The organism is Serratia sp. G204Y (genome assembly GCF_051172435.1).
GTDB lineage: Bacteria > Pseudomonadota > Gammaproteobacteria > Enterobacterales > Enterobacteriaceae > Serratia > Serratia sarumanii.
In genome coordinates this window covers 2,022,146-2,041,288 of sequence record NZ_JBPIZA010000001.1, presented here as the reverse complement: position 1 = coordinate 2,041,288, position 19,143 = coordinate 2,022,146, and the positions used below count along the sequence as shown (strand labels likewise).

Genomic DNA, 19,143 nt, shown 5'->3' with positions numbered 1-19,143 from the left:
GGTGCAAGTGAGTAATAATCTGTCGCTCGATTTTTCCCAGAACGAGTTCCAGCCGTTGGCCGCGCGTATGCGGCCGACCACGCTGGCGCAGTATATCGGCCAGCAGCACCTGCTGGCCGCCGGCAAGCCGCTGCCGCGCGCCATTGAGGCCGGGCAACTGCACTCGATGATTTTATGGGGGCCGCCGGGCACCGGGAAGACGACGCTGGCAGAACTGATCGGCCGTTACGGCCAGGCGGATGTCGAACGGATCTCAGCCGTGACCTCCGGTATCAAGGAAATCCGCGAGGCGATCGAACGGGCGCGACAAAATCGCGACGCCGGCCGCCGCACCATCCTGTTCGTCGACGAAGTGCACCGCTTCAATAAGAGCCAGCAGGACGCTTTCCTGCCGCACATCGAAGACGGCACCATCACCTTTATCGGCGCCACCACCGAAAACCCGTCGTTCGAGCTGAACTCGGCGCTGTTGTCCCGCGCCCGCGTTTACCTGCTGAAGGCGCTGACTGCCGAAGATATCGGCCAGGTGCTGGATCAGGCGATGGGCGACAAGGCGCGCGGCTTTGGCGGCCAGAATATCGAGCTGCCGGCGGAAACGCGCCGCCTGCTGTCGGAGCTGGTGGGCGGCGACGCACGCCGGGCGCTGAACAGCCTGGAAATGATGGCCGACATGGCGGAGTTGGACGCCAAAGGCGTGCGGGTGCTGACGCCGGAGCTGCTGAAAGAAGTGTCGGGCGAGCGCAGCGCGCGCTTCGACAACAAGGGCGACCGTTATTACGATCTGATTTCCGCGCTGCATAAATCGGTGCGCGGCTCGGCGCCGGACGCCGCGCTGTATTGGTATGCGCGCATCATTACCGCCGGCGGCGATCCGCTTTACGTGGCGCGCCGTCTGTTGGCGATTGCCTCTGAAGACGTGGGCAACGCCGATCCGCGCGGCATGCAGGTGGCGATCGCAGCCTGGGATTGCTTCACCCGCGTGGGGCCAGCGGAGGGCGAACGCGCCATCGCGCAGGCGATCGTCTACCTGGCCTGCGCGCCGAAGAGCAATGCGGTTTACACCGCGTTCAAGGCCGCCATGCGCGACGCCAAAGAGCAGGCCGATTATGACGTGCCGGAGCACCTGCGCAACGCGCCGACCAAGCTGATGAAGGAAATGGGGCTGGGGGCGGAGTACCGTTACGCCCACGACGAACCCAACGCCTACGCCGCTGGCGAGAACTATTTCCCGCCCGAAATGGCCCATACGCGCTACTATCAACCGACCTCGCGCGGGCTGGAAGGGAAAATCGGCGAAAAGTTGGCATGGCTGGCTGAGCAGGATCAAAATAGCCCGACAAAACGCTACCGCTAGCGAGGCCGTTGCGGTAAGGTTAGCGGGTATCACTCTTCTTTTATGCGGCTATAAATCAGCCGCATAGAACAACAACACTTCTTTCAATAACAACAAGCACAGGATTAGCATGCTCGATCCCAATCTGCTGCGTAATGAGCTAGACGCAGTCGCCGTCAAACTGGCTCGCCGAGGCTTTAAACTCGATCTGGATCTGCTGCGTTCGCAGGAAGAACGTCGCAAAGTTCTGCAGGTAGAAACTGAAACGCTGCAAGCGGAACGCAACTCCCGATCGAAATCCATCGGCGCGGCCAAAGCGCGTGGGGAAGACATCGAGCCGCTGCGTCGCGAAGTGAACGAGCTGGGTGACAAGCTGGATGCCGCCAAGGCGGCGCTGGATGCGTTGCAGAGCGAGATCCGCGATTACGCCCTGACGCTGCCTAACCTGCCGGACGACGCCGTGCCGGATGGTAAAGACGACAGCGAAAACCTGGAAGTTGCCCGCTGGGGCGAACCGCGCCAGTACGACTTCGCGGTGCGCGATCACGTCGATCTGGGCGAAATGGCCGGCGGGCTGGATTTTGCCGCCGCGGTTAAGCTGACCGGTTCGCGCTTCGTGGTGATGAAAGGGCAAATCGCCCGCATGCACCGCGCGCTGTCCCAGTTCATGCTGGATCTGCACACCGAGCAGCACGGCTACCTGGAGGCCTATGTGCCTTATCTGGTTAACCACGCCACGCTGTACGGTACCGGCCAGTTGCCGAAGTTCGGCGAAGACCTGTTCCATACCCGTCCGCTGGAAGAAGAAGCCGACAGCAGCAACTACGCGCTGATCCCAACGGCGGAAGTGCCGCTGACCAACTTGGTGCGCGACGAGATCGTGGAAGAGGAAACTCTGCCGCTGAAAATGACTGCACACACGCCATGCTTCCGCGCGGAAGCCGGTTCTTACGGCCGCGACACCCGCGGTTTGATCCGCATGCACCAGTTCGACAAGGTCGAGATGGTGCAGATCGTTCGTCCGGAAGATTCGATGGATGCCCTGGAAGAGCTGACCGGCCACGCGGAAAAAGTGCTGCAGCTGCTGAACCTGCCTTACCGCAAGGTGCTGCTGTGCACCGGCGACATGGGCTTCGGCGCGTGCAAAACTTACGATCTGGAAGTGTGGCTGCCGGCGCAGGATACCTACCGCGAGATCTCGTCCTGCTCCAACATGTGGGACTTCCAGGCGCGTCGCATGCAGGCGCGCTGCCGCAGCAAAGCCGACAAGAAACCGCGCCTGGTTCACACCCTGAACGGCTCCGGCCTGGCGGTTGGCCGTACGCTGGTGGCGGTGCTGGAAAACTACCAGCAGGCCGACGGCCGCATTCAGGTGCCTGAAGTGCTGCGTCCTTATATGGGCGGCCTGGAATATATCGGCTAAACGGCAAACCACGAAAAAAGCGCCTGCGGGCGCTTTTTTTATGTCGAGAATTCAGCCCGTAGTCAGCGCATAAGCCTGTTGAATGTAGTCCGCCAGATGTTTGCTTTTCACCTCGTCGGGCGAGTGGAGCTTGATGTGCCGCCGATACTGGCCGCTGCCTTCGAGCTGGAGATAACGATCTTCCAATCGGTAGCCGTGGCCGAACTCCACCGTGACGTGGTGGCGATAGGCGAAAACGCCGCAGAAAAATTGGCTATGCGAGAACATGATGCCGCCGTATTTGACCGATTCGGTGACGCCGTTGCCGCACGCTGCAGCTATCCGGCGCACCTGCTGTACGATCTCCAGCAGTTCGCCGTGCGTGCTGCCGATGTCCGCCAGCAGGGCCTCTACCGCCGCATCATTTGCCTGACTCATCTTGCTTCTCCATCGTCAAATTCGCCCTGCGCTGAGCATAGCGCTTTTTCAGCCGGTTAGCCGGAAACAAATCGTGCGGTGCAATGATAAGAGGCGATTGACTTTTTTATCGCCAGTGGCATGATGCGCGCACTCTCATTGCGCGTTCGGTCACAATTTCACTATGTCCGCATACTCCCGCCCAGTGCTCTTATTGCTCTGCGGCCTTTTGTTGCTCACGGTATCCATTGCCGTTTTGAATACGTTAGTGCCTCTTTGGTTAACCCATGCTCAGCTGTCGACCTGGCAGGTGGGAATGGTCAGTTCCTCTTATTTCAGCGGCAACCTGTTGGGCACGCTGGTGGCGGGCAAACTGATCCAGCGCGTCGGCTTCACCCGCAGCTATCATCTTTCTTGTCTGGTGTTCGCCGCCGCGACTGCCGGCATGGTGCTGTCGATCGATTTTTGGAGCTGGCTGGGCTGGCGCTTCTTCGCCGGCGTCGGCTGCGCCTGGATCTGGGTGATCGTGGAGAGCGCGCTGTTGCGCAGCGGCAACCTGAGCAACCGCGGCCAGCTGCTGGCGGCCTATATGATCGTTTATTACCTTGGTACGGTGACCGGCCAATTGCTGTTGAGCATGACCTCGACCGAGTTGCTGCACGTGGTGCCGTGGGTGACCGCCATTGTGATTAGCGCCATGCTGCCGATGCTGTTCGCGCGGGTCAACCGCCATGAAGACGAGCCGCAGCAGGCGGCGGTGTGGACCATGCTGAGACGCCGCAGCGCGCGCCTCGGCATCAACGGTTGCATCATTTCCGGCATTGTGCTCGGTTCGCTATACGGCCTGATGCCGTTGTACCTCTCCCATCAGGGCATGAGCGACGCCAACGTCGGTTACTGGATGGCGCTGCTGGTCAGCTCCGGCATCGTCGGCCAATGGCCGGTCGGGCGCCTGGCCGATCGTTACGGGCGCCTGCTGGTGCTGCGCATTCAGGTGTTCGTGGTGATCCTCGCCAGCGTGGCGATGCTCGGCAACTACGCCATGGCGCCTTCGCTGTTCATCCTCGGCTGCGCCGGCTTTACCCTGTATCCGGTGGCGATGTCCTGGGCCTGCGAGAAGGCGCTGCCGCACGAGTTGGTGGCGATGAACCAGGCGCTGTTGATGAGTTACACCATCGGCAGCCTGCTGGGGCCGTCGATGACGGCGTTGCTGATGCAAAACTATTCCGACCGCGTGCTGTTCGTGATGATCGCCGCCGTGGCGCTGGTTTACCTGCTGATGCTGCTGAAGAAACAGAAGCCGGATCACCATCACACGCCGTTCGCCGCCGCCTGAGCATGAAAAAACCGGCCATGAGCCGGTTTTTTCTTTTGGCGTGCGCCAATCAGTAAATCACTTTGTGGCCGTAGCTTTCCAGGATGCCTTTGACGCGATCCATGGTCTCGGCTTTCGGCGGGTGCACGCCGTCCAGCTTGTACTCTTCCCCCATCGCTATCCATTTGTGCTTGCCCAGCTCGTGGTAGGGCAGCAGCTCGATTTTCTCGATGTTGGTCATGTCTTTGGTGAACTCGCCCAGCAGGTGCGCCGACTTATCGTCGTCTGACCAGCCCGGCACCACCACGTAGCGGATCCAGGTGCGCTGGTTGCGTTTCGCCAGGTAGCGGGCGAATTCCAGCGTGCGGTGATTGGAGACGCCGACCAGGTTCTGGTGGATCTCGTCGTTCATCTGTTTCAGATCCAGCATCACCAGATCGGTGGTGTCCAGCAGCTCGTCGATCACCGGATCGTAGCGGCGCACAAAGCCATTGGTGTCCAGGCAGGTATTGATGCCTTCGGCGTGGCAGGCGCGGAACCAGTCGCGCACGAATTCAGCCTGCAGGATCGCCTCGCCGCCGGACGCGGTCACGCCGCCGCCGGAGGCGTTCATGAAGTGGCGGTAGGCCACCGCGTCTTTCATCAGCTCTTCGACGGTCACTTCCTTGCCGCCGTGGGTGTCCCAGGTGTCGCGGTTATGGCAATAGAGGCAGCGCATCAGGCAGCCCTGGAAGAAGACGATAAAGCGGATCCCTGGCCCATCGACGGTGCCGCAGGATTCGAAGGAGTGGATGCGACCAATTGCTGACATTGCGGGGTTTTCTCCAATATTGACTGTCAAACGCAGTCTAAAAATAGGCGCGTGGCCGCCGGCCAGGTATCTGCGATGCAGCAGCGGGTGGAACCGCCACCGGGGTAATGATGCCTGTCGGCCGGTCAGTTGCCGGATAACTGTTTTGCCGGCTATCCATTCAGTATAGATGTCCGGCAAAACAGACTCGTACAGAGTCAGGGGAGAGCGGTGGGAGAAAAGGGCCGGCAAAACCGGCCCCTGCGTTGGTGCCGAGCAGTTTCCCGCCCGGCCGGCGTATTACATCGTTTGAGTGAAGGTACGAGTAATCACGTCCTGCTGCTGCTCTTTGGTCAGCGAGTTGAAGCGCACGGCGTAACCGGAAACGCGGATGGTCAGCTGAGGGTATTTCTCAGGGTTTTCCATCGCGTCCAGCAGCATTTCGCGGTTCATCACGTTGACGTTCAGGTGCTGGCCGCCTTCGATGGAGGCTTCATGGTGGAAGTAACCATCCATCAGGCCCGCCAGGTTGGCTTTACGCACGTCGTCGTCTTTACCCAGCGCGTTAGGCACGATGGAGAAGGTGTAGGAGATCCCGTCTTTCGCGTAGGCAAACGGCAGTTTGGCTACCGAGGTCAGGGAGGCTACTGCGCCTTTCTGGTCGCGGCCGTGCATCGGGTTGGCACCTGGGCCGAACGGTGCGCCTGCGCGGCGGCCATCTGGGGTGTTACCGGTTTTCTTACCGTACACCACGTTGGAGGTGATGGTCAGTACGGACTGGGTCGGTACCGCATTGCGGTAGGTGCGCAGTTTCTGAATTTTCTTCATGAAACGTTCCACCAGGTCGCAGGCGATGTCATCGACGCGGGCGTCGTTGTTACCGAACTGCGGATACTCGCCTTCCACTTTGAAGTCGATGGCCAGGCCGTCTTCGTCGCGAATGGTGGTGACTTTCGCGTACTTGATGGCAGACAGGGAGTCGGCCGCCACGGACAGGCCGGCGATGCCGCAAGCCATGGTGCGATAAACGTCACGGTCATGCAGTGCCATCAGCGCAGCTTCGTAGCTGTACTTGTCGTGCATGTAGTGAATGATGTTCAGCGCGGTCACGTACTGCTTGGCCAGCCAATCCATAAAGTGGTCCATGCGCGCCATGACTTTGTCATAGTCCAGCACTTCGTCCATCATCGGCGCTTCTTTAGGGCCGACCTGCATTTTCAGTTTTTCGTCAACGCCGCCGTTGATGGCGTACAGCATGGTTTTCGCCAGGTTGGCGCGGGCACCGAAGAACTGCATTTGTTTGCCGACGATCATCGGGCTGACGCAGCAAGCGATGGCGTAGTCATCGTTGTTGAAGTCAGGGCGCATCAGGTCGTCGTTTTCGTACTGAACGGAAGAGGTGTCGATGGACACTTTCGCCGCGAATTTCTTGAAGTTCAGCGGCAGCTTCTCAGACCACAGGATGGTCATGTTCGGCTCCGGAGACGGCCCCATGGTGTACAGGGTGTTCAGGAAGCGGAAGCTGTTTTTGGTGACCAGGGTGCGGCCGTCAACGCCCATACCGGCCAGGGATTCCGTTGCCCAGATTGGGTCGCCGGAGAACAGCTCATCGTACTCAGGGGTACGCAGGAAGCGCACCATACGCAGTTTCATCACCAGGTGGTCGATCAGTTCCTGCGCTTGTTCTTCGGTCAGTTTGCCCGCCTTGATGTCGCGCTCGATGAACACGTCGAGGAAGGTGGACACGCGGCCGAAGGACATGGCTGCGCCGTTCTGGGATTTCACCGCGGCCAGGTAGCCGAAGTAGGTCCACTGCACCGCTTCTTGCGCGCTGGTGGCCGGGCCGGAGATGTCGTAGCCGTATTTGGCGGCCATCTCTTTGATCTGAGCCAGAGCGCGGTGCTGTTCAGCGATCTCTTCGCGCAGCTGGATGGTCATTTCCAGATCTTCACCGTTTTCCAGTTTTTCCTGCAGCGATTTGAACTGGTTCAGCTTGTCGGCCATCAGGAAGTCGATACCGTACAGCGCCACGCGGCGGTAGTCGCCGATGATGCGGCCGCGGCCGTAGGCGTCCGGCAGGCCGGTCAGCACGCCGGATTTACGGCAGTTCAGGATGTCTTTGGTGTAAACGTCGAATACGCCCTGGTTGTGGGTTTTACGGTATTCGGTGAACACTTTTTTCAGCTGCGGATCCAGCTCGCGGCCGTACACTTTGCACGAACCTTCGACCATTTTGATGCCGCCGAACGGGATCAGCGCGCGTTTCAGAGGGGCGTCGGTCTGCAGACCCACGATGGTTTCCAGCTCTTTGGCGATGTAACCCGCGTCGTGAGAAACGATGGTTGAAGCAACGTTGGTGTCGAAATCAACCGGCGCGTGAGTGCGGTTTTCCAGTTTGATCCCTTCCATAACCTTGTCCCACAAGGTGGTGGTGGCCTGAGTTGCCCCAGCCAGGAAGGACTCGTCACCTTCATAAGGCGTGTAGTTTTTCTGGATGAAGTCACGAACGTTGACTTCATTCTGCCAGTCACCCTTGCTGAAACCTTCCCAAGCGTTGGCTAATTTCTCGTTAAGTTCGGTCATTGTACACCTACCTTTGATTGTGGATTTCTAACTCTGCGCGCGGTAACTCACAGCTTAGTGCTGTTCGCGGCCCCCGCGCAGATAAATTACCCAGTAAGTCAACCCAACCAGCAGACCGCCACCGATGATGTTGCCGATGGTGACCGGAATCAGGTTGTCGATGATGAAGTTGCTTACTGTCAGATGAGCGAATTGCTCAGGTACCGCCCCTACGGCTTGCCAGAATTCCGGCGTGGCGAAGTGTTTGACCACGATGCCCATAGGGATCATAAACATGTTGGCGATGCTGTGCTCGAAGCCGCTGGCGACAAACATCCCGACCGGCAGCACCATGGCGAGCATCTTGTCGGTCAGGGTGCGGCCGGAGTAGCTCATCCAGACCGCCAGGCAGACCATCAGGTTAGCCAGAATGCCGAGGCACACGGCTTCGATAAAGGTGTGATGCAGCTTGTGGTCTGCGGTTTGCAGGACATTCAGCCCCCACTGGCCGTTGGCGACCATATACTCGCCGGAGAACCAGATCAGCGCCACGAAGAACAGCGCGCCGACCAGATTGCCGAGATAAACGTTCAGCCAGTTGGCGCCCAGCTGGCCCCAGCTGATGCGGCCGCTGGCCTTGGCGATGACGATGAGCACGGTAGAGGTGAACAGGTCGGCGCCCGACACCACCACCAGCATTAACCCGAGAGAGAAGCAGATGCCGCCGACCAGTTTCGCCAGCCCGAAAGGCACGCCGGCGGTGCCGGTGGTCGCCGTGATGTAGAAGACGAAGGCGATGGAAATGAAGACACCGGCGGTGATCGCCAAATAAAACGTTTTCAGCGGATGTTTGGTGGCTTTATACACGCCGGCATCTTCAGCGATTTTCGCCGTTGCCGCAGGTAAAATCAGATCGAAGGGGCTGTCAGTTTTCAAACTAACTCTCGCTCTTAAGGGTTAAAACAACGCAATGAGATACTAGCAAAGCAGTATAGGGGAAAATTTGATTTGGATCATAAGGCGGGGAAGTAGAGCGGCAAAATGACGTGTTTTTTGTGTGGTTTTTGTGGTTAATTTATTGATTTCTAAGATAAAACAATTTTTTAATGTTTGCAAATTTTTTTGAATGCGCAGGGTGGGCCGCAGGCGCTAAAGTTAAATTTTTAGGCGTTTTGTCGCCGCGCAGCGCTGAAAGTTTAATTATCGGTTAATTATTATTTCACCGTCCGGCAACAATTGACGGTTTATTTATTTTTATGGTCGTTTAACCGCCTATTTTCCGGCGAAAAAATAAAACCGCATGCGTTGAAATAAACCGCAAAAATGAAAACGCCGCAACGGCGTGCGGCGTTTGGCAGCAGGGGTACTCCCAAAGTGGCAGTACCCCTGATGACGCTTAGGCTTTGACCCAGTGGCGGCGTTTGGCCGCCTGCAGCTTCTCGTAGGCCGCCAGCAGCGCCTGATGGGCCGGCAGCGCCTTCAGATCGGCATAGACGGCGAACAGCCCGTTGAAGCGTTCTTCACCGCTGATGGCGGCGGAGGCGGCGTCGACCGCTTCCTGGCCATACATCTTCACGAACGCGGTATAGTATTGCGCCGCTTCGCGTTCAGGCTCCTGCGCCAGCAGCAGCAGCGTTTGCAGGCAGCGGTAGTAGTTGCTGCGCGCCGGGCTCAGCACCGAGGCGTTGAAATCCTGCGTCCATTCGGTCCAGATCAGTGCCTGATCCAGATCGCCGCCCGCCAGCGCCAGCATCGCCTTCAGCTCGCCCACGCGCAGGGTATGCCAGGCGTTGTCTTTGCCGCTGGCAATGCCCAGCAGTTCGCGTACGCGGGTGAAATCGTCCAGCCCTTCGTCATCCAGTTGCTCGATCAGCGCCAGGTACTCTTCCGGCTCCCACTCGCTGCCCGGCAGCGCCAGCAGCGTGTCGCGCAGGTGCGCGCCCATGCTGTTGTTGGCCAGCAGCAGGTCTTCCGCCGGATAAATGTCGGACATGCCCGGCACGATGATGCGGCAAGCGTAGACGCCCAGGTGCTCGTAGTCGGCGATGTACACTTCCGCGTCTTCCTTGTCGAAGATGCTCATCAGGGTGGCGAACTCTTCCTGCGTGCTGCCGCTGAAGTTCCAGTCAACGAACGGGTAATCCGCGTCCTGTTTGAACAGATCCCAGGAGATCAGGCCGCTGGAGTCGATGAAGTGCGTTTCCAGGTTGGTGTGTTCCGCCACTTCTTCGTCATCGAAGGTCGGCGCGGTGAACACGTCGAGATCTTTCAGGCTGCGGCCCTGCAGCAGTTCGGTCACCGTGCGTTCCAGCGCCACGCCGAAGTCCGGGTGCGCGCCGAACGAGGCGAAGCAGGTGCCGTTGGTCGGGTTGAACAGCACCACGCAGATCACCGGGTAGTTGCCGCCCAGCGAGGCGTCATAGGAGAGGATCGGGAAACCTTCCTCTTCCAGTTTGGCGATGGCTTCCACCACGCCCGGGTAGCGGTTCAGCACTTCGTCCGGGATCGCCGGCAGGCTGATGGATTCGGCGATGATGCGGTTTTTCACATAGCGCTCGAACACTTCCGACAGGCCCTGCACGCGCGCTTCGTTGGCGGTGTTGCCGGCGGACATGCCGTTGGAAACATACAGGTTGCCGATGATGTTCATCGGGATGTACACGGTTTGCTGATCGGACTGGCGGGTAAACGGCAGCGCGCACACGCCGCGATCGGCGTTGCCGGACTGCAGATCGACAAGATCGCTGGCGCTCAGCTCTTGCTGCGGATCGTAGAAGGCGTGCAGGCGTTCGTCGAGGATGCCGGCCGGCAGCGCGTCGTCTTCAGGGATCGGGAACCATTTCTCATTCGGGTAGTGCACGAAGTCGCCTTCGGCGATCTGCCGGCCCAGATAGAAATCGGCGAAGAAGTAGTTGGTGGACAGGCGCTCGAAATATTCACCCAGCGCGGAGGCCAGCGCGGCTTTTTTGCTGGCGCCTTTGCCGTTGGTGAAGCACAGCGGGCAATCGCGATCGCGAATGTGCACCGACCACACGTGCGGCACCGGGTTCAGCCAGGAGGCTTCTTCGATGTTGAAACCGAGATCGCTCAGTTTCTGCTGGAAACGGGCGATGGAGTCTTCCAGGGCGGCATCTTTACCGGGGATAAAAGTTTGCGTCATTGTCTTCATTTCATGTTTTCATGTTGACAGGTGTTTTTGTTTTACCTTTAATTTTCAAAATGTTGATTGAAAATTAGGCTGTATATTGTTCCGGTGTTTTTTGACGTTTTCTCATTCTTGCAGCAAAACGCGGGGTACGTGGTGGGGCCGAACTGAACACCAAAACAGCCTGCCATGAAGATGGCGTTACCCTGAGGGTTACCTCAACCTTGAGGGATATCTTCTCACACGTGAGAGAAAAAAGGGTAGGTTCAGTCGGTTCAGTCGGTTCAATATTTATATATAAATGATTTATATGGCTATCCTTCTGTTTTTTGAACCGACCTCACAGCAACGAGATGCAGAAACATCAAGCGAGAGGCTGCGCATCGTCTTGGTGGCGTGACACCATGAATCCATAGGTTAAAAGCTCTTGACATTCACCGGAAAAATGAGAATGATAATCAAACTCATTTGCCTGGGTTGTAAAACTGCCGCTCCCTCAGAACCATAAATATAGCTTTAGTCATGGGCGAATGGGAAATACAGATTAAATGATTTGCATTTTTAGTTTTCTCATTAATTATCATGGTTAGGGGAGATGACAGTTATAGAGGTATAAAATGAAATTTTCATTAGATAGTGCTTTTTATAAACGATGGTTAAGAAATTCGTTATATATTTTTTCAATATTCAGTGTTGTAAATTATATTAGTGAAGGTGTTCATGATGGAAGTTATTTCTTTATCGTGATTTTTGGCATTTGTTTTATTGTGGGCTTTGTTTTTTCATTGTTTAACTTAAATTTACAGGAACGTAAAGATGAAAGAACTTAATTTGAGTGAAATTAATCGAGTTACAGGTGCGGGCGGTGAACAAATAGCTCAACTGGCCGGCACTGTCGCCGGTACTTGGCTCGGTGGCGGTAATCCCTATGCTGGGGCCCTCGGCGGGTATGCGGCCGGAGAAATTTACAATGGAATTCAGAACGGCTATCAAACGGCTCCAAATATAGATGTAGGTATCGGATCTTACAATGCTAACTTTAATTCTGACTTAGGCGCTAGCGGTAGTTTTTCTGTTGCAGATGTGCAAGCCATGGGATGGTGTAATTTTAATATGACTTATTTCTCTAGCTCTAGCGGTTGTTAAATGTCAATCGTTAAGCAGGCATTTTTCAATGCCTGCAATTCGATTTTTCGATTGATAATATTTTTGTGTGTTCTGGTTGACTAACGTATAGCAATTAAATCAATCCACTCTACAATTTCTCATTCAGCGATTGAGGGTATAACTCAGTGTATACCTGCCAAAGCAGATTCAAGTTGCGATGGCCGGTGGCCTGGGCGACACCTTCTCAATGCTAAACCCCACCTCAAATAGCCTGCTGCCCGCATCACGGCGCAGATACGGGGTTTTGCGTCATTCCTAAAGCGGCGGCAAAGTCACAGTTTTTTTAAGGATAGGGGCCATAATTCAGCGAGTTATCTGTCACGGAGAAATCTAATGAAATCAGTGAAACTCAGCGCGTTAACCCTCTTGTTGACCGGCTTCAGCGCCTCGGCGCTGGCGCTGCCCAACATCACCCTGCTGGCGACCGGCGGCACTATCGCCGGCGGCGGTGAGTCGGCGACGAAATCCAACTATACCGCGGGCAAGCTGGGCGTCGAGGCGCTGGTCGATGCGGTGCCGGAGCTGAAAAACGTCGCCAACGTGCAGGGGGAGCAGGTGGTGAACATCGGCTCGCAGGACATGAACGATCAGGTCTGGCTGACGCTGGCGAAGAAAATTGACGCCGACTGCGGCAAGACCGACGGCTTCGTCATCACCCACGGCACCGATACGCTGGAGGAGACGGCCTATTTCCTCGATTTGACGGTGAAATGCGACAAGCCGGTGGTGCTGGTAGGGGCGATGCGGCCGGCGACGGCGATGAGCGCCGACGGCCCGTTCAATTTGTACAACGCGGTGGTGACGGCGGCGGATCCGCAATCGGCCAACCGCGGGGTGCTGGTGGCGATGAACGACACCGTGCTGGATGCGCGCGACGTCACCAAGACCAACACCACCGCCGTGCAGACCTTCCAGTCGCCGAACTACGGCCCGCTGGGGTATATCCACAACGGCAAGATCGATTACCAGCGCTCGCCGCAGCGTAAGCATACCCGGGATACGCCGTTCGACGTCAGCAAGCTGAACGAATTGCCGAAGGTCGGCATCATCTACAACTATGCCAACGCCTCCGATGCGCCGGCCAAGGCGCTGATCGCCGAAGGCTACCAGGGCATCGTCAGCGCCGGGGTCGGCAACGGCAACCTGTATAAAACCGTGTTCGACACCCTGGCGACGGCGGCGCACAATGGTGTGGCGGTGGTGCGCTCATCGCGCGTGCCGACCGGCGCCACCACCGAAGATGCGGAAGTGGACGACGCCAAGTACGGCTTTGTGGCCGCCGGCACGCTGAATCCGCAAAAAGCGCGCATACTGCTGCAGCTGGCGCTGACGCAAACCAAAGACGCGAAGCAGATCCAGCAGATGTTCAATCAGTACTGATCGTTTTCTCTCCTGCGGGGGCCGGCCGGGCTCTCGCAGCCATCTTGGCTGAATACAGCATAAAACACCGCGTTAACCCGCTGAATTTCCCCATATCACAGGGTTTTATCGTCCAAACAATCGCGACGGCCGCAGAGCCTGTCATCACCCGGCGCGGCCGTTTGCCGCCGACGGGCGAATAAGCGTTGCAGCCATGGGGCGTGAGTGATAAAACCGATGGGTTGGTTAACGCGAGCGTTAACTTCGGGCGTCTTTTCGACAGGTCGCTTTTCTGCGGCGAACAGTGACAGTGAATGTGGTGAGGGGAAATGACTCAGGTTTATAATTTTAGCTCTGGCCCGGCGATGCTGCCGGTGGAAGTGTTGCGTCGTGCGGAACAGGAACTGTGCAACTGGCACGGGCTGGGCACGTCAGTGATGGAGATCAGTCACCGCAGCAAAGAATTCATCGCCGTTGCCGAGCAGGCGGAACAAGATCTGCGCGATCTGCTGAAAGTCCCCTCCAACTATAAAGTGCTGTTTTGCCACGGCGGCGCCCGCGCGCAGTTCGCCGCGCTGCCGCTGAACCTGTTGGGCGACAAGGCCACCGCCGACTATATCGACGGCGGCTATTGGGCGCACAGCGCCATCAAGGAAGCGGAAAAGTATTGCGCCCCGAACGTCATCGACGTGAAAACCCGTATCGACGGCCTGAGCGGCATCAAGCCGATGAAAGCGTGGCAGCTCAGCGACGACGCGGCTTATGTCCACTATTGCCCGAATGAGACCATCGACGGCGTGGCCATCGATGAAACGCCGGACTTCGGCGACAAGGTGGTAATCGGCGATTACTCCTCGACCATCCTGTCCCGCCCGCTCGACGTCAGCCGTTTCGGCGTGATTTACGCCGGCGCGCAGAAAAATATCGGCCCGGCTGGCCTGACGCTGGTGATCGTACGTGACGATCTGCTGGGTAAGGCGCGCAAAGAAGTGCCGTCGATCCTCGACTACACCGTGCTGGCCGAGAACGACTCGATGTTCAACACCCCGCCAACCTTCGCCTGGTACCTGTCGGGGCTGGTGTTCAAATGGCTGAAAGAGCAGGGTGGCCTGGTGGAGATGCAAAAACGCAATCAGGCCAAGGCCGAACTGCTGTACGCGACCATCGATAAATCCGACTTTTACCGCAGCCAGGTGGCGATCGCCAACCGTTCCTGGATGAACGTGCCGTTCCAGCTGGCCGATGCGGCGCTGGACAAGGTGTTCCTCAGCGAAGCCGAAGCCATCGGCCTGCAGGCGCTGAAAGGCCACCGGGTAGTTGGCGGGATGCGCGCTTCTATTTACAATGCCATGCCGCTGGCCGGCGTGCAGGCGCTGACCGACTTCATGGCCGACTTCGAACGTCGTCACGGTTGATTCCGTCAGCCCGCCCGGCGCGGGCTGCTCAGGCTGTTGTCCTTTTGCATTAAAGCGGCTCCGGCATTATTCCGGAGCCGTTTCGTTTATCAGAATTGGAGAGTTTTGTTCACATGGTGGATTCCCTGACGTTACACCCGGTCGCCCTGGTCAATGGCACCGTCAACTTACCCGGCTCCAAGAGCGTTTCTAACCGCGCTCTGCTGCTGGCGGCGCTGGCGAAAGGAACGACCCGGCTGACCAACCTGCTGGACAGCGACGACGTGCGTCATATGCTGAACGCGCTGCAGGCGTTGGGCGTGAACTATCAGCTTTCCGCCGATCGCACCGTGTGCGAAGTGACCGGCGTGGCCGGGCCGCTGGTGGCCGGCCAGCCGCTGGAACTGTTCCTCGGTAACGCCGGGACGGCGATGCGGCCATTGGCGGCGGCGCTGTGCCTCGGCGAAGGCGACGTGGTGTTGACCGGCGAACCTCGCATGAAAGAGCGCCCGATCGGCCATTTGGTGGACGCGTTGCGCCAGGGCGGGGCGCAGATTGATTACCTCGAGCAGACCGATTACCCGCCGATTCGCCTGCGCGGCGGCTTCCAGGGCGGCGACGTCACCGTTGACGGCAGCGTCTCCAGCCAGTTCCTGACCGCGTTGCTGATGACCGCGCCGCTGGCGCCGCAGGATACGCAGATCCACATCAAGGGCGAGCTGGTTTCCAAGCCGTACATCGACATCACGCTGCATCTGATGCGCACCTTCGGCGTATCGGTGAGCCACGACAACTATCGGGTGTTCCATATCCAGGGGCGCCAGACGTATATCGCGCCGGGCGATTACCTGGTTGAGGGCGACGCGTCTTCCGCTTCTTACTTCCTGGCGGCGGCGGCTATCAAGGGCGGCACCGTGCGCGTGACCGGCATCGGCCGCAAAAGCGTGCAGGGCGACACCAGGTTTGCCGACGTGCTGGAGAAAATGGGCGCGCGTATTACCTGGGGCGACGATTTCATCGAGTGCAGCCGCGGTGAACTGCGCGGCATCGACATGGACATGAACCACATTCCGGACGCGGCGATGACCATCGCCACCGTGGCGCTGTTCGCCGAGGGGCCGACCACCATCCGCAATATCTACAACTGGCGGGTGAAGGAGACCGACCGTTTGGCGGCGATGGCCACCGAGCTGCGTAAAGTGGGGGCGGAAGTGGACGAAGGGGAAGACTACATTCACGTCGTGCCGCCGGCCAAACTGCAGTTTGCCGAGATTGGCACCTACAACGATCACCGCATGGCGATGTGTTTCTCGCTGGTGGCGCTGTCGGATACTCCGGTCACCATTCTCGATCCGAAATGCACCGCGAAAACCTTCCCGGACTATTTCGAACAGCTGGCGCGCATCAGCCAGCCGGCGTAACCCGTCAAATCGTTTATTTTAAGGCCCCTTTGTGGGCCTTTATCATTTTTAACCTTTGGCGACCGGCATTTCTTCTATACTTTTTCGCGGTTGTGCGCTTATTTTCAACAACCGGACAGTTCCAGGGTAACAGATCGCCGTAGGGCAGCGTATAATACGCCACCGTATTTGCCCCTGATTGGGCAGGTGACAGAGCGCACGGGCTTCGAGTCGAAGCACGCCGTGTCTCTGTGAGGTTTTCTACCTGAAGGAGAGAGAAATGACGGCTACAGCCCCGGTGATAACCGTTGATGGACCAAGTGGCGCAGGCAAAGGCACGCTGTGTAAAGCGTTGGCCGAGTCTCTGGGTTGGCGTTTGCTGGACTCCGGCGCGATCTATCGCGTGCTGGCGCTGGCAGCGTTGCATCATCAGGTGGATATCACTTCTGAGGAAGCGCTGGTTCCGCTGGCCGCACATCTCGATGTTCGCTTCGTTGCCCAGGACGGCAAGCTGCAGGTGATTTTGGAAGGTGAGGACGTCAGCAACGAGATCCGCACCGAAACCGTCGGCAACACCGCGTCGCAAGCGGCGGCGTTTCCGCGCGTGCGCGAGGCGCTGCTGCGCCGCCAGCGCGCATTCCGCGAGGCGCCCGGCCTGATTGCCGATGGCCGCGACATGGGCACGGTGGTGTTCCCGGACGCGCCGGTCAAGATTTTCCTCGACGCCAGCTCGGAGGAGCGCGCGCACCGCCGCATGCTGCAGTTGCAGGAGAAGGGCTTTAATGTTAACTTTGAACGTCTTTTAGCCGAGATAAAGGAACGGGACGACCGTGACCGTAATCGGCCTATCGCGCCTCTGGTGCCCGCTTCTGACGCCCTCGTGCTGGATTCTACCAGCATGTCGATCGAAGAAGTGATCCGGCAGGCGTTGACGTATGCACAGAAAGTGTTGGCGTTGCCGCAGCAATAAGCGCGGCGGCGCTATTGGCTTTTTGTCATATTTGTCATAGCGGTATCGCAATATATCGGGTAAAATTTTACCCCTGTAACCTTAAACCCTGTCGGCATGGAGCCAATGGCGGGGTATGTGAAACAACCCCATTCGGCGGGACGCTAAATGGACGTTAAACTAAAGAACCCTGAAGATTAACAACATGACTGAATCTTTCGCTCAACTCTTTGAAGAATCCTTAAAAGAAATCGAAACCCGCCCGGGTTCCATCGTTCGTGGCGTCGTTGTTGCTATCGACAAAGATATCGTGCTGGTTGACGCCGGTCTGAAATCTGAGTCTGCCATCCCGGCTGAGCAATTCAAAAACGCCCAGGGCGAGCTGGAAATCCAGGTTGGTGACGAAGTTGACGTTGCTCTGGATGCTGTTGAAGACGGCTTCGGTGAAACCCTGCTGTCCCGTGAGAAAGCTAAGCGTCACGAAGCTTGGATCACGCTGGAAAAAGCTTACGAAGAAGCTGAGACTGTAACTGGTGTTATCAACGGCAAAGTGAAGGGTGGCTTCACCGTCGAGCTGAACGGCATCCGCGCGTTCCTGCCAGGTTCCCTGGTTGACGTGCGTCCGGTACGTGACACTCTGCACCTGGAAGGCAAAGAGCTTGAGTTCAAAGTCATCAAGCTGGATCAGAAGCGCAACAACGTTGTCGTTTCTCGCCGTGCGGTTATCGAATCCGAGAACAGCGCTGAGCGCGATCAACTGCTGGAAAACCTGCAGGAAGGCATGGAAGTTAAAGGTATCGTTAAGAACCTCACTGACTACGGTGCATTCGTTGATCTGGGCGGCGTAGACGGCCTGCTGCACATCACTGACATGGCTTGGAAACGCGTTAAGCACCCAAGCGAAATCGTCAATGTTGGCGATGAAATCACTGTTAAAGTGCTGAAGTTCGACCGCGAGCGTACTCGTGTATCCCTGGGCCTGAAACAGCTGGGCGAAGATCCATGGGTTGCTATCGCGAAACGTTACCCAGAAGGCACCAAGCTGACTGGTCGTGTAACCAACCTGACTGATTACGGCTGCTTCGTAGAAATCGAAGAAGGCGTTGAAGGTCTGGTACACGTTTCTGAAATGGATTGGACCAACAAAAACATCCATCCGTCCAAAGTTGTTAACGTGGGCGACGTAGTGGAAGTGATGGTTCTGGACATCGATGAAGAACGTCGTCGTATCTCCCTGGGCCTGAAGCAGTGCAAATCCAACCCATGGCAGCAGTTCGCAGAAACCCACAACAAGGGCGACCGCGTTGAAGGTAAAATCAAGTCTATCACTGACTTCGGTATCTTCATCGGCCTGGACGGCGGCATCGACGGCCTGGTTCACCTGTCTGACATCTCCTGGAACGTTGCAGGCGAAGAAGCAGTTCGTGAATACAAGAAAGGCGACGAAATCGCAGCGGTTGTTCTGCAAGTTGACGCAGAGCGCGAGCGTATCTCCCTGGGCGTGAAGCAGCTGGCTGAAGACCCGTTCAATAACTACCTGTCTATGAACAAGAAAGGTGCTATTGTTACTGGTAAAGTCACTGCAGTTGACGCCAAAGGTGCTACAGTTGAATTGGCAGGCGGCGTAGAAGGTTACCTGCGTGCATCTGAAGCCTCTCGCGACCGCATTGAAGATGCAACTCTGGTTCTGAACGTAGGTGACGAAGTTGAAGCCAAATTCACCGGCGTTGACCGTAAGAACCGCGTTGTAAGCCTGTCCGTACGTGCTAAGGACGAAGCTGACGAGAAAGACGCCATCGCAACTGTTAACAACAAACAGGAAGAAGGCAACTTCTCTAACGCAATGGCTGAAGCTTTCAAAGCGGCTAAAGGCGAGTAATGACGGGGGGCGGTCTCTGACCGCCCCGATA

The 19,143-nt window shown here is 57.4% G+C and carries 14 protein-coding genes and 1 pseudogene; 9 read left to right on the top strand and 6 right to left on the bottom strand.

Annotated elements, in window-relative coordinates; genetic code table 11:
• Positions 1-67: 67 nt before the first annotated feature.
• Together ACSBQQ_RS09960 and serS are read left to right on the top strand one after the other, a co-directional pair.
• A complete protein-coding gene (locus ACSBQQ_RS09960; RefSeq protein WP_048322053.1) occupies positions 68-1,354 on the top strand; it encodes a replication-associated recombination protein A in 1,287 nt (428 codons plus the stop codon).
• A 109-nt stretch (positions 1,355-1,463) separates the two neighbouring features.
• Positions 1,464-2,756, top strand: a complete 1,293-nt coding sequence (serS, locus tag ACSBQQ_RS09955) for a serine--tRNA ligase (protein WP_033637847.1) — start codon at positions 1,464-1,466, stop codon at positions 2,754-2,756.
• Between the two features lie 51 nt (positions 2,757-2,807).
• Here serS and ACSBQQ_RS09950 read toward each other — a convergent pair whose 3' ends face one another.
• Positions 2,808-3,173: a DUF1801 domain-containing protein gene (locus tag ACSBQQ_RS09950; protein ID WP_039566712.1), complete on the bottom strand. Its 366-nt coding sequence runs from the start codon at positions 3,171-3,173 to the stop codon at positions 2,808-2,810.
• A 163-nt stretch (positions 3,174-3,336) separates the two neighbouring features.
• Here ACSBQQ_RS09950 and ACSBQQ_RS09945 point away from each other — a divergent pair, with 163 nt between their 5' ends.
• Complete coding sequence (locus tag ACSBQQ_RS09945) at positions 3,337-4,488, top strand: MFS transporter (protein ID WP_033637849.1); 1,152 nt, start codon at positions 3,337-3,339, stop codon at positions 4,486-4,488.
• Between the two features lie 49 nt (positions 4,489-4,537).
• On the opposite strand, the gene pflA is transcribed toward ACSBQQ_RS09945, so the two are convergent.
• From pflA to ycaO, 4 genes are all read right to left on the bottom strand, one after another.
• A complete protein-coding gene (gene pflA, locus ACSBQQ_RS09940) occupies positions 4,538-5,278 on the bottom strand; it encodes a pyruvate formate lyase 1-activating protein (RefSeq protein ID WP_033637850.1) in 741 nt (246 codons plus the stop codon).
• Positions 5,279-5,557: 279 nt separating this feature from the next.
• Positions 5,558-7,840, bottom strand: coding sequence for a formate C-acetyltransferase (gene pflB / locus ACSBQQ_RS09935; RefSeq protein WP_004928286.1), 2,283 nt, complete (start codon positions 7,838-7,840; stop codon positions 5,558-5,560).
• Positions 7,841-7,894: 54 nt separating this feature from the next.
• Complete coding sequence (focA, locus tag ACSBQQ_RS09930) at positions 7,895-8,755, bottom strand: formate transporter FocA (protein ID WP_019454548.1); 861 nt, start codon at positions 8,753-8,755, stop codon at positions 7,895-7,897.
• A gap of 460 nt (positions 8,756-9,215) precedes the next feature.
• Positions 9,216-10,979 (bottom strand): 30S ribosomal protein S12 methylthiotransferase accessory factor YcaO, encoded by a 1,764-nt coding sequence (ycaO, locus tag ACSBQQ_RS09925; protein ID WP_060428376.1) that lies wholly within the window; start codon positions 10,977-10,979, stop codon positions 9,216-9,218.
• 801 nt (positions 10,980-11,780) lie between these two features.
• Between ycaO and ACSBQQ_RS09920 the strand changes: the two genes are divergently transcribed.
• Complete coding sequence (locus ACSBQQ_RS09920) at positions 11,781-12,110, top strand: hypothetical protein (protein ID WP_071883793.1); 330 nt, start codon at positions 11,781-11,783, stop codon at positions 12,108-12,110.
• A 109-nt stretch (positions 12,111-12,219) separates the two neighbouring features.
• Here the strand turns inward: ACSBQQ_RS09920 and ACSBQQ_RS09915 are convergent.
• Positions 12,220-12,365 (bottom strand): annotated as a pseudogene (locus ACSBQQ_RS09915) (site-specific integrase); the annotation flags it as partial.
• A 99-nt stretch (positions 12,366-12,464) separates the two neighbouring features.
• Between ACSBQQ_RS09915 and ansB the strand changes: the two are divergent.
• The 5 genes from ansB to rpsA all read left to right on the top strand — a co-directional run bounded on the left by ansB (position 12,465) and on the right by rpsA (position 19,112).
• Positions 12,465-13,511, top strand: a complete 1,047-nt coding sequence (gene ansB, locus ACSBQQ_RS09910; protein ID WP_033646620.1) for an L-asparaginase 2 — start codon at positions 12,465-12,467, stop codon at positions 13,509-13,511.
• A 308-nt stretch (positions 13,512-13,819) separates the two neighbouring features.
• Positions 13,820-14,905 carry a 3-phosphoserine/phosphohydroxythreonine transaminase gene (gene serC / locus ACSBQQ_RS09905; RefSeq protein ID WP_033646617.1) on the top strand — a complete coding sequence of 362 codons (1,086 nt, stop codon included), beginning with the start codon at positions 13,820-13,822 and terminating at the stop codon, positions 14,903-14,905.
• Between the two features lie 113 nt (positions 14,906-15,018).
• The gene (gene aroA, locus ACSBQQ_RS09900) at positions 15,019-16,305 is read left to right on the top strand and encodes a 3-phosphoshikimate 1-carboxyvinyltransferase (RefSeq protein ID WP_060387542.1); all 1,287 of its coding nucleotides are present in this window, start codon (positions 15,019-15,021) and stop codon (positions 16,303-16,305) included.
• 259 nt (positions 16,306-16,564) lie between these two features.
• The gene (gene cmk, locus ACSBQQ_RS09895) at positions 16,565-17,254 is read left to right on the top strand and encodes a (d)CMP kinase (protein ID WP_004928270.1); all 690 of its coding nucleotides are present in this window, start codon (positions 16,565-16,567) and stop codon (positions 17,252-17,254) included.
• 184 nt (positions 17,255-17,438) lie between these two features.
• A complete protein-coding gene (gene rpsA, locus ACSBQQ_RS09890; RefSeq protein ID WP_004928267.1) occupies positions 17,439-19,112 on the top strand; it encodes a 30S ribosomal protein S1 in 1,674 nt (557 codons plus the stop codon).
• Positions 19,113-19,143: the final 31 nt, after the last annotated feature.

Coding starts and splice junctions, on each gene's coding strand:
- ACSBQQ_RS09960 (WP_048322053.1), top strand. CDS start 68: ATGCGGCCGACCACGCTGGCGCAGTATATCGGCCAGCAGCACCTGCTG.
- serS (WP_033637847.1), top strand. CDS start 1,464: ATGCTCGATCCCAATCTGCTGCGTAATGAGCTAGACGCAGTCGCCGTC.
- ACSBQQ_RS09950 (WP_039566712.1), bottom strand. CDS start 3,173: ATGAGTCAGGCAAATGATGCGGCGGTAGAGGCCCTGCTGGCGGACATC.
- ACSBQQ_RS09945 (WP_033637849.1), top strand. CDS start 3,337: ATGTCCGCATACTCCCGCCCAGTGCTCTTATTGCTCTGCGGCCTTTTG.
- pflA (WP_033637850.1), bottom strand. CDS start 5,278: ATGTCAGCAATTGGTCGCATCCACTCCTTCGAATCCTGCGGCACCGTC.
- pflB (WP_004928286.1), bottom strand. CDS start 7,840: ATGACCGAACTTAACGAGAAATTAGCCAACGCTTGGGAAGGTTTCAGC.
- ycaO (WP_060428376.1), bottom strand. CDS start 10,979: ATGACGCAAACTTTTATCCCCGGTAAAGATGCCGCCCTGGAAGACTCC.
- ACSBQQ_RS09920 (WP_071883793.1), top strand. CDS start 11,781: ATGAAAGAACTTAATTTGAGTGAAATTAATCGAGTTACAGGTGCGGGC.
- ansB (WP_033646620.1), top strand. CDS start 12,465: ATGAAATCAGTGAAACTCAGCGCGTTAACCCTCTTGTTGACCGGCTTC.
- serC (WP_033646617.1), top strand. CDS start 13,820: ATGACTCAGGTTTATAATTTTAGCTCTGGCCCGGCGATGCTGCCGGTG.
- aroA (WP_060387542.1), top strand. CDS start 15,019: ATGGTGGATTCCCTGACGTTACACCCGGTCGCCCTGGTCAATGGCACC.
- cmk (WP_004928270.1), top strand. CDS start 16,565: ATGACGGCTACAGCCCCGGTGATAACCGTTGATGGACCAAGTGGCGCA.
- rpsA (WP_004928267.1), top strand. CDS start 17,439: ATGACTGAATCTTTCGCTCAACTCTTTGAAGAATCCTTAAAAGAAATC.